The 10,074-nt window shown below is 67.0% G+C and carries 8 protein-coding genes; 5 read left to right on the top strand and 3 right to left on the bottom strand.

What is annotated here, in order from left to right:
* Positions 1–15: 15 nt before the first annotated feature.
* Positions 16–1,704, bottom strand: a complete 1,689-nt coding sequence (locus ABGA94_RS08535; protein ID WP_375367011.1) for a ShlB/FhaC/HecB family hemolysin secretion/activation protein — start codon at positions 1,702–1,704, stop codon at positions 16–18.
* A gap of 422 nt (positions 1,705–2,126) precedes the next feature.
* Between ABGA94_RS08535 and ABGA94_RS08530 the strand changes: the two genes are divergently transcribed.
* The 4 genes from ABGA94_RS08530 (at position 2,127) to ABGA94_RS08515 (ending at position 7,787) form a co-directional block, all read left to right on the top strand.
* Positions 2,127–2,519, top strand: coding sequence for a barstar family protein (locus ABGA94_RS08530; protein ID WP_053498144.1), 393 nt, complete (start codon positions 2,127–2,129; stop codon positions 2,517–2,519).
* A 133-nt stretch (positions 2,520–2,652) separates the two neighbouring features.
* Positions 2,653–5,244, top strand: coding sequence for a DNA mismatch repair protein MutS (gene mutS, locus ABGA94_RS08525; protein WP_375367009.1), 2,592 nt, complete (start codon positions 2,653–2,655; stop codon positions 5,242–5,244).
* Between the two features lie 273 nt (positions 5,245–5,517).
* On the top strand, positions 5,518–7,077 hold the full coding sequence (locus tag ABGA94_RS08520; protein ID WP_372486456.1) for a catalase: 1,560 nt from the start codon (positions 5,518–5,520) through the stop codon (positions 7,075–7,077).
* 107 nt (positions 7,078–7,184) lie between these two features.
* A complete protein-coding gene (locus ABGA94_RS08515) occupies positions 7,185–7,787 on the top strand; it encodes a DUF937 domain-containing protein (protein WP_065178082.1) in 603 nt (200 codons plus the stop codon).
* Positions 7,788–7,825: 38 nt separating this feature from the next.
* Here ABGA94_RS08515 and ABGA94_RS08510 read toward each other — a convergent pair whose 3' ends face one another.
* Positions 7,826–8,233 (bottom strand): RNA-binding S4 domain-containing protein, encoded by a 408-nt coding sequence (locus ABGA94_RS08510; RefSeq protein ID WP_005415742.1) that lies wholly within the window; start codon positions 8,231–8,233, stop codon positions 7,826–7,828.
* 9 nt (positions 8,234–8,242) lie between these two features.
* The gene (locus ABGA94_RS08505) at positions 8,243–8,482 is read right to left on the bottom strand and encodes a hypothetical protein (RefSeq protein WP_111127963.1); all 240 of its coding nucleotides are present in this window, start codon (positions 8,480–8,482) and stop codon (positions 8,243–8,245) included.
* 62 nt (positions 8,483–8,544) lie between these two features.
* On the opposite strand from ABGA94_RS08505, the gene ABGA94_RS08500 reads away from it, so the two are divergent.
* Complete coding sequence (locus ABGA94_RS08500) at positions 8,545–10,005, top strand: MATE family efflux transporter (RefSeq protein WP_262221253.1); 1,461 nt, start codon at positions 8,545–8,547, stop codon at positions 10,003–10,005.
* The last annotated feature ends 69 nt before the right edge of the window (positions 10,006–10,074 follow it).

The following is a 10,074-nucleotide window of genomic DNA, read 5'->3' as shown; positions in this document are numbered from 1 at the left end:
TGTCCTTGTGGCGGATCAGTAGCGCCAGGCCAGGCTGAAGCCGAATGTGGTGTAGTCGGTGGGGAAATGGGCGGGTTTGTGCAGCGCCGAACCCACGAAGCCATCCCAGGAAAGCTGCTGCCAGCCGCCGCGCAGGCCCAGTGCCATGCCGGCCAGGTCATGGCCGGACTGCCACTGCGCGGATGGGCCGCCGATGCGGCCGTAGTCGGCAGCCACGTAGAACTCCTGGCCGCCCCCGATACCGAGCGAAAGATCGTTGCGCAGCGACCATCCACGCTCGCCACTGAGCGAACTTTCACCGTCGAAACCGCGCACGGTATAGCGGCCACCGATGGCGAAGCGATCCTGTGGCGAGAGCGGTGTGCGGTTCCACTGCGCCCGCCATGCGGCGGTGTAGCGCAGGCGCTGCTTGCCCAGCTGGAACGGCACGCTGAACTGCGCGTCGGCGGTGATCAGCTTCATCCGCGAGGTGCCTTCCAGCGGCAACGTCGGGTCCCACAACTGCGCCATCTCTTCCGGCGAACGCAGTGCGTGGAAGGCGCCCGTGCCACGCCGGTAGGCCACGCTGGCATCGAGCGTGGCAGTGCCGATGAACTGCTTGTGGGTCAGGCCCAGTTCCCAGCCAGCGGTGCGGCGGCGCTGCACTTCGATCTCGGTATCGTCGATGTAGTTCTTCGACTCGCGCTGCCAGCCGCGCGCGTAGGCGCTGAACTTGACCTTGGCATTGCGCAGCAGCAGCCGGTCCACCCGCGCTTCGGCGTTGCGGCTGCGGCCACTGTACTCGTAGCGTTCAAAGGCACCGACCACGTTCTGGCTGTAGTCGTAGGCGCTGGCAGTAGCACCGAACAGCCAGTAGCCGTAGGGCACGTCGTAGTGCGCGGTCCAGCTGTCGGTGTCCTTGCCGCGGCCGTTGAACACACCGCGGCCAGCACTGACGTAGAACAGCTCGTTCAGGCCCAGCGGGTTGTCCAGCGACAGCGTCGCGTTGGCCTGCAGCTTGCCGGTGCCGCGGCTGCCGGCATCGTCCAGGGTGACGCTGGCGCGCACCGGCGAGCGCTGCGTCCAGTCGATCTGCAGGTCGCTCTGGCCCGGCGCCGCGCCCTCGCCGTCGGCCGGCGCGATCTTGATGTCGGCGCTGACGGTGGGCACGCGCTGCAGGTTCTCCAGGCCCTGCTCGATGTCACGCAGGTTGAGCAGGCCGCCACTGCGGATCGGTAGTGCATTGGCGAGGGCCGGATGCCGTCCCTGCGGATCGGAGAACACGGCCTCGCGGAACCGGCCCGGCACCACCGACAACGCCAGCGTGCCCTGGTTGAGGTCCTGCGGTGCCGACAGCACGCGCGTGGTGACATAGCCACGGGCGATGATCGCGTTCTGCACACGCTTCATCACCACGTTGATGCCTTCGGTTCCCAGGCAACGGCCAGTGGCCGGATCGTCCGTCGGGTCGGCCGCCGCCAGTGCCCAACCGAAGCGCTGGCTGTCTTCGCCTTCCAGCACGATGCGATCGATGCGTACGCACGGGTGCTCATGCGCCGGCAGGCGGTCGCTCTCCTTCTGCGCGTCCCGCTCCAGGCGGACGTCGGGACGTTGTTCCTGCTGCTCGCGCAGCACGCGTTCGCGCTCCTGCTGCCGCAGCAGTTCCTGCGCGGCGGGATCACCGGCCTGCTGGGCGGTCGCCGGCCATGCGGCAACGGCGAGCATCAACGACCAACCACGATGGAGCCTCGGCCCCGGGTGCTTCTTCCCTGTTTCCACGCTACGTTCCATTCGAAATCGTCCTGCCAGCCGCGGTGCTGCAGGAACGTGAACCGAGGCTGCGCCACCATGGACAGCCACGGCATCGCGCGACAGGCGCAATGCCGCAGTACAGATCGGCCGGCGCGGGAGTTTCTGAAGGATGAATTTCCGCAGGGCGCGCGTCAGCCCGGCGCAAGGGCTAGCGGCAAAGCGTTGGCAGGTTGCGGAACGAGCGTTCGCCTCGTACCTGCAAAGCGGCACATGCGGCTGCACGACAGCCGTGCAGCGAAGTGCAGCCGCCAAGTATGCGGTGCACGGCCCACGCCCGCAAAGCGAATCCGTTCAGCCGCACACACCCTGCGCGCGGGTCACGCTACAGTCGGCGCATGACCATCGTCCTACAGATTGAAGGCGCCGCCATCGATGACATCGCCAGCCTGTACGCGGAGATCAACCGCGTGTTCATGGCTGGCGAGGCGTGGCAGCTCGGGCCAAGCCTTGATGCGCTGGACGACCTGCTGCATGGCAGTTATGGCGCGTTGGCCGGCCAGGCGCAGGCCACGCTGATCTGGCGCGATATTGCCCACAGCCGCACGGCCCTGGGCATGGAGACCACCCGCCAATGGCTGCAGGCAAAGCTGGACACACCGGGCAGCTTCAACACGCAGGCCATTGCCCACCAGCTGCAGGCCCTGCAACGGGGCGAAGGCCCGACCTACTTCGAGATCGTCATGGAGATTTTCACCAGCCACCGGCAGATCACGCTGGTCCCGGCCTGACTCCTTTACGTGCCGTACCAGCCTGCCACCGGTGGCGGCAGCCCTGCGCCCCAGCAGTTACCATGGACGGCCCTGTACCCGCTCCGCTGCGACCGCCCTCCGGCGCGGCCGGATGCCCAGATCCACGAGTCCCATGTCCAAAGACAAGTCCGCCGAACACACCCCGCTGATGAAGCAATTCTTCGCAGCCAAATCCGAGTACCCGGACCTGCTGCTGTTCTTCCGCATGGGCGACTTCTACGAGCTGTTCTACGACGATGCGCGCAAGGCCGCGCGCCTGCTCGACATCACCCTGACCCAGCGTGGCAGCTCCGGCGGCGCACCGATTCCGATGGCCGGCGTGCCGGTGCATGCCTACGAGGGCTACCTGGCACGGCTGGTGGCGCTGGGCGAGTCAGTGGCGATCTGCGAGCAGATCGGTGACCCGGCGCTGGCCAAGGGCCTGGTCGAACGCAAGGTGGTGCGCATCGTCACCCCCGGAACCGTCACCGACGAAGCGCTGCTGGACGAGCGCCGTGACACCCTGCTGATGGCGCTGTCGCGCACGAAGCAGGGCTACGGCCTGGCCTGGGCCGACCTGGCCGGTGGCCGCTTCCTGGTCAACGAAGTGGAAACCGACGACGCCCTGGAAGCGGAACTGGCCCGACTGGAGCCGGCCGAGCTGCTGGTGCCCGACGAAGAGAACTGGCCGGAATTCCTGCGCCAGCGCACCGGCGTGCGCCGTCGCGCCCCCTGGTTGTTCGACGCCGACAGCGGCCGCCGCCAGCTGCTGAACTTCTTCAAGCTGCATGACCTGAGCGGCTTCGGCATCGATGACAGGCCGCGCGCGACCGCTGCCGCAGGTGCCCTGCTCGGCTATGTCGAGGAAACCCAGAAGCAGCGCCTGCCGCACCTGACTTCGATCGCGATGGAAACCGCTGGCGAGGCGATCGCGATGAATGCCGCCACCCGTCGCCACCTGGAACTGGATACGCGCGTCGACGGCGATACCCGCAATACCCTGCTGGGCGTGCTCGACAGCACGGTGACGCCGATGGGCGGCCGCCTGCTGCGGCGCTGGCTGCACCGCCCGCTGCGCCTGCGCGAGGTGCTGGTGCAGCGCCACCATGCGGTGGAAACCCTGATCGATCGCGGCAGCGACGCCGACATCCGCGAACAGTTCCGCCGCCTGGGCGACCTGGAACGCATCCTCACCCGCGTCGCACTGCGCTCGGCGCGCCCGCGCGATTTTTCCACCCTGCGTGATGGCCTGGGGCTGCTGCCCGCCGTGCGCGAGGTGCTGGCGCCACTGGACTCGCCGCGCCTGCAGGCCCTGCACGCCGCGCTGGGCGAGCATGACGCGTGCGCGCAGCTGCTGGCCAGCGCCATTGCCGAAATGCCGCCACTGAAGCTGAGCGACGGCGGCGTGCTGGCCGACGGCTTCGATGAAGAGCTGGACGAGCTGCGCCGCCTGTCCACCCATGCTGACCAGTTCCTGGTCGATCTGGAACAGCGCGAACGCGAAAGCAGCGGCATTCCCACCCTGAAGGTGGGCTACAACCGCGTGCACGGCTACTACATCGAGATCAGCAAGGGCCAGTCCGACCGTGCGCCGGTGCACTACACCCGTCGCCAGACGCTGACCAATGCCGAGCGCTACATCACCGAAGAACTGAAGGCGTTCGAAGACAAGGTGCTGTCCGCGCGCGACCGTTCGTTGTCGCGCGAGAAATACCTGTACGAGCAGCTGCTGGACACCCTCGGCGAACAGCTGGAACCGTTGAAGCAGTGCGCCGCTGCGCTGAGCGAACTGGACGTGCTGGCCGCCTTCGCCGAGCGCGCGCAGGCGCTGGACTGGTCGCGGCCGGAACTGGAAACGGCACCGTGCCTGAAGATCGAGCGTGGCCGCCATCCGGTGGTCGAAGCGGTGCGTGAGCAGCCGTTCGAACCGAACGACCTGGACCTGCATCCCGACCGTCGCATGCTGGTCATCACCGGCCCGAACATGGGCGGTAAATCGACCTACATGCGGCAGAACGCGCTGATCGTGCTGCTGGCCCACATCGGCAGTTTCGTGCCGGCCAGCCGTGCGGTTATCGGTCCGATCGACCGCATCCTGACCCGCATCGGCGCCGGTGACGACCTCGCCCGCGGGCAGTCGACCTTCATGGTCGAGATGGCCGAGACCAGCTACATCCTGCATCACGCCACCGCCCATTCGCTGGTGCTGATGGACGAGATCGGCCGCGGCACCTCCACCTACGACGGCCTGGCGCTGGCCGATGCGGTCGCACGTCACCTGGCCTACCAGAACCGCTGCTATACGCTGTTCGCGACCCACTACTTCGAGCTGACCGCGCTGGCCGACGAACAACACGAGGGCGGCCGCAGCGGCATTGCCAACGTGCACCTGGATGCCGTCGAGCACGGTGAAGCGCTGGTGTTCATGCACGCGGTGAAGGACGGTCCGGCCAACCGCAGCTTCGGCCTGCAGGTGGCCGCGCTGGCCGGCCTGCCGCGCACTACCGTGGCGCAGGCACGGCGGCGCCTGGCCGAGCTGGAGCAGCGCGGCGGTGAAAGCCATGCCGCCGAGCTGGCGCCGCAGGCATTGGATGCGCCGCAGCAGTTCGGCCTGTTCAGCGCCCCGGCCAGCAAGGCGCAGGAAGCGCTGGCGGCGATCGACCCGGACGAACTGACACCCAAGCAGGCGCTGGAAGCCCTGTACCGGTTGAAAGCGCTGCTGTAACTGCAACGCATAGAGACGGCCTCCGGCTGCCATGCAGGAGGTCTCTTGAAAGTCTCTGCAAATCCGATTTTGCGTTTCAATTGACAGAATCTATCAATCTGAACGGATCATTCGATTATTCATTTCATCTGGCCCTAGCTAAAGTCGAGTGAAGATGTTCCACCCCGTCTTCACCCGCAGGAGCCAGCCATGAGCCAGTCCGATAACAACAGTCCCAAGTGCCCGTATCACACCGCTCCGTCGCCGGCAGAAGGCGCCCAGCAGCAGCGTGAGCTGAGCACGACGCCGAAGCAGAAGCACGGCGACGATCCGGTCACGCCGATGACCACGGCCTTCGGCGCACCGGTGGTGGACAACCAGAACAGCAAGACCGCTGGCCCGCGCGGCCCGCTGCTGATGGAAGACGTGTGGCTGCTGGAAAAGCTGGCCAACCTCAACCGCGAGATCATTCCCGAGCGCCGCATGCATGCCAAGGGATCGGGTGCGTTCGGTACCTTCACCGTCACCCACGACATCAGCAAGTACACCCGCGCCAAACTGTTCGAGAAGGTGGGCAAGCAGACCGAGATGTTCGCGCGCTTCACCACGGTGGCCGGCGAGCGTGGTGCCGCCGACGCCGAGCGTGACATCCGCGGCTTCGCACTGAAGTTCTACACCGAAGAAGGCAACTGGGACCTGGTCGGCAACAACACGCCGGTGTTCTTCCTGCGCGACCCGCGCAAGTTCGCCGACCTCAACAAAGCGGTCAAGCGCGACCCGCACACCAACCTGCGAAGCGCGCGCAACAACTGGGACTTCTGGACGCTGCTGCCCGAAGCCCTGCTGCAAGTGACCGTGGTGATGAGCGACCGCGGCATTCCGCGCAGCTTCCGCCACATGCATGGTTTCGGCTCGCACACCTACAGCTTCACCAACGCCGACAGCGAGCGCTTCTGGGTCAAGTTCCACTTTGTCAGCCAGCAGGGCATCGAATCGCTGACCGACGCGCAGGCGCAGATCCTGGTCGGCCATGACCGCGAAAGCCACGGCCGCGACCTGTTCGACGCGATCGAGAAGGGCGACTTCCCGAAGTGGAAGCTGTTCATCCAGGTCATGCCGGAGCTGGAGGCGGAAACCTACCGCATCCATCCGTTCGACCTGACCAAGGTATGGCCGAAGAGCGACTACCCGCTGATCGAAGTGGGCCAGTTCGAACTGAACCGCAACCCGGTCAACTGGTACCAGGACGTGGAGCAGTCGGCGTTCGCACCGAGCAACCTGGTGCCGGGCATCGGCCCGTCGCCGGACAAGATGCTGCAGGCACGCCTGTTCGCCTATTCCGATGCGCAGCGCTACCGGCTGGGCGTGAACCACCACCAGATTCCGGTGAACGCCGCACGCTGCCCGGTGCACAGCAATCACCGCGATGGTGCGATGCGCGTGGATGGCAACTACGGCGGCCTGCCGCATTACGAACCGAACAGCTACGGCCAGTGGCAGGAACAGCCGCAGTACCGCGAACCGCCGATGAAGATCCGCGGCGACGCCGACTTCTGGAACTTCCGTGAGGACGACGCCGACTACTTCAGCCAGCCCGGTGCGCTGTTCCGCAGCTACAACCAGGCACAGAAGGACCGCCTGTTCGCCAACACCGCCCGCGCCCTGGGCGATGCACCGGACTTCATCAAGCAGCGCCACATCGACAACTGCAGCAAGGCCGACCCGGCCTACGGTGCCGGCGTCGCCGCAGCCCTCAAGGCGCTGGCCAGCCAGCCATCGGATCCGTTCAAGCCGGCGCAACCGGAAGCGGACTTCCCTACTGCGACCCCGGGCGCGGAAGACATCGAGCTCTGATCGCCCTCCCCGTGTACGGCACGCCGCCCCCCTGTGAGGCGGCGTCGCCGTTTTAACGGTCCGCGTCGTACCTTCTGCACGCCCCACCCCAATCAAGGAATCCGCAGATGAGCCTGACCGATGAACTTCTCGCCAAACTGCAGGGCGCGCCGCTGCAGCAGGTCTCCCAGCAGCTCGGTATCAGCGATACCCAGGCTTCCGGTGCGATCAGCGCCGCACTGCCGGTGCTGATGGGCGCGCTGGGCAACAACGCCTCGCAGCCACAGGGCGCACAGGCGCTGCTCGGCGCACTGCAGAACAACCACAGCGGCCTGGACCTGGGCAGCGTGCTCGGCTCGGTACTGGGCGGCGGTGGCGGTGGTGCCGCCAGCGATGGCGCCGGCATCCTCGGCCACATCTTCGGCGGCAGCCAGCAGAAGGTCGAAAGCGGGCTGGCGCAGGCTACCCAGCTGGACAGCGGCCGCACCAGCCAGTTGCTGCAGATCCTCGCACCGATCGTGATGGCCTTCCTCGCCCAGCGTCTCGGTGGCGGCCAGGCCGATGCCGGCTCGCTCAGCCAGGCGCTTGGCCAGGAAAAGCAGCACGTGCAGCAACAGGGTGGTCTTGCCGGTGGCCTGCTCGGCAGCCTGCTGGACCAGGACGGTGACGGCCAGCTCGGCGTGGGCGATCTGCTGAAGATCGGCGGCAGCCTGCTCGGCGGCAAGCGCTGACGCCTGCGGGCGCCGGACCCGGCCCGGCGCCGCATCATTTACAGCGCGTCAATATCGCCCAGCGCGCGGATCAACCGGCGCGCGCGCTTGTCCGGCTTGTGCTCCGGCGGCTGGAACCCATCGCGCGCGGCGATGCGCAGCGCACGCTGTTCGGCACGACGCGCCTTGGAGGCCTCGCTCTCGGCATACAGCTGCTGCGCCGTCGCTGCGGGCCCGCGCTGATCGCTCAGGCCGAGCACCTGGACCTCGAAATGCTCTTCACCACGGTCGACCTGAAGCTGCTCGCCCACGCGCACCGCGCGTGAGGATTTCGGACGCTGCCCGGCAACGCTGACCTTGCCGGTCTCGATCGCCTGCTTGGCCAGGCTGCGGGTCTTGAAGAAACGGGCCGCCCACAACCAGATGTCCAGGCGGACACTGGGTGACAGCGGGGAAAGCTCGGGCATGGGGGAAGGCTACTCCAGTGGCTTGTTGAGGGGACGCGGATTGTCCGGGTCGGCCCGGCAGCCGGTGCCGCCGATCAATGGCCGCCCCCCGGAGGCCAGGTCCTGGCGCTGGCTGCCGACCAGACACTCGGGACGGTCGGTTGGCCGGATCTGGGTATCACCCAGCCGGTCGTCCATCGAACATGCGGCCAATACGACGCTGATCAAGGCCAGCGCCAGCCTCCGCTCCACCTGCAGTCGTTGATGCATTGCCACATCCCGCAAACCGGCTTGGTGCTAGTGTGCGCCTCCCGGGATTCGATCACCACTCCATGGCCAAGGCACCGCTTGACCTGACCTCCGGCCCGATCGGGCGCAATCTCCTGTTGTTCTCCCTGCCGATCCTGGCGGGCAACATCGCGCAGTCGCTGAACGGCTCGGTAAACGCGGTCTGGGTCGGGCGCTTCCTCGGCGAGGCGGCGCTGACCGCCACCGCGAACGCCAACAACATCATGTTCTTCCTGATCGGCTCGGTGTTCGGTTTCGGCATGGCCTCCACCATCCTGATCGGCCAGGCGATCGGCGCGCGCGACATCGTGCAGGCGCGGCGCGTGGTCGGCACCAGCGCCACCTTCTTCATCGGCCTGTCGGTGATCATCGCCCTCGCCGGCTGGTTCATGGCCCATCCGCTGCTGGCGGCGATGGGCACGCCGGCCGCTTCGCTGCCATTGGCCGAGGCCTACCTGCAGATCATCTTCCTGGCGATGCCGACGCTGTACGCGTTCGCCTTCCTCACCGCCGCGCTGCGCGGTGCCGGTGATTCGCGCACGCCGTTCCGCTTCCTGATGGTGTCGGTGGCGCTGGACATCGTGCTGAACCCGGTACTGATCTTCGGCATGGGGCCGTTTCCCGCGCTGGGTATCGCCGGCTCGGCGTGGGCCACGCTGGTCGCGCAGACGCTGTCGCTGGCCGGCCTGCTGCTGTACATGCGGCACAAGCGCCACACCCTGTGGCTGGGCCGCGCCGACATGCGCCTGTTCAAGCTCGACATGACCATCCTCAAGGCGCTGGTGGTCAAGGGCGTGCCGATGGGCCTGCAGATGGTGCTGATCTCGCTGTCGGTGATCCTGCTGATGACCATGGTCAACCAGTACGGGACCGACACCGGCGCGGGCTACGGCGCTGCCCTGCAACTGTGGAACTACCTGCAGATGCCAGCGATGGCGATCGGTGCAGCGTGCTCTTCGATGGCCGCACAGAACGTGGGGGCGCAGCGCTGGGATCGCGTGCGCGGCACCGCGCGCCAGGGCGTGCTGTTCAACTTCCTGCTGACCGGCGCGTTGATCCTGCCGCTGGTGCTGTTCGATCGCCAGCTGCTGGCGCTGTTCCTGCCACCGGCCAGCCAGGCGCTGGAGATCGCGCGCCACCTCAACCACGTAGTGATCGGCTCGTTCCTGTTCTTCGGCGTCAGCTTCGTGATCTCCGGCGTAGTGCGCTCCACCGGCGCGGTGATTCCACCGCTGCTGATCCTGGCTGGCTCGCTGTGGGGCGTGCGCGTGCCGTTCGCCGAACTGCTGCAGCCGTACTGGGGCGCCGATGCGATCTGGTGGAGCTTCCCGGTCAGCTCGCTGGTGTCGATGCTGCTGTCGCTGGCGTATTACCGCTGGGGTGGCTGGCGCAAGGCGAAGATGATCGGCAAGCCCTCGCATGCCGAAGAACTGGCCACGCCCTCTGAGATTCCCGCCTGCCCGCCGTCGCCGGTGGCCGACCCGGATGCCGCACCGCTGCGGTAGTGCCGGCCGCTGGCCGGCAATTTCAACCCCCTCCGCAAGCATCGCAGAACAGCCGGCCAGCGGCCGGCT

The sequence above is a fragment of the Stenotrophomonas sp. 3diitr2024 genome, assembly GCF_042136455.1.
GTDB lineage: Bacteria > Pseudomonadota > Gammaproteobacteria > Xanthomonadales > Xanthomonadaceae > Stenotrophomonas > Stenotrophomonas sepilia.
This window is presented reverse-complemented; position numbering and strand designations above follow the sequence as displayed.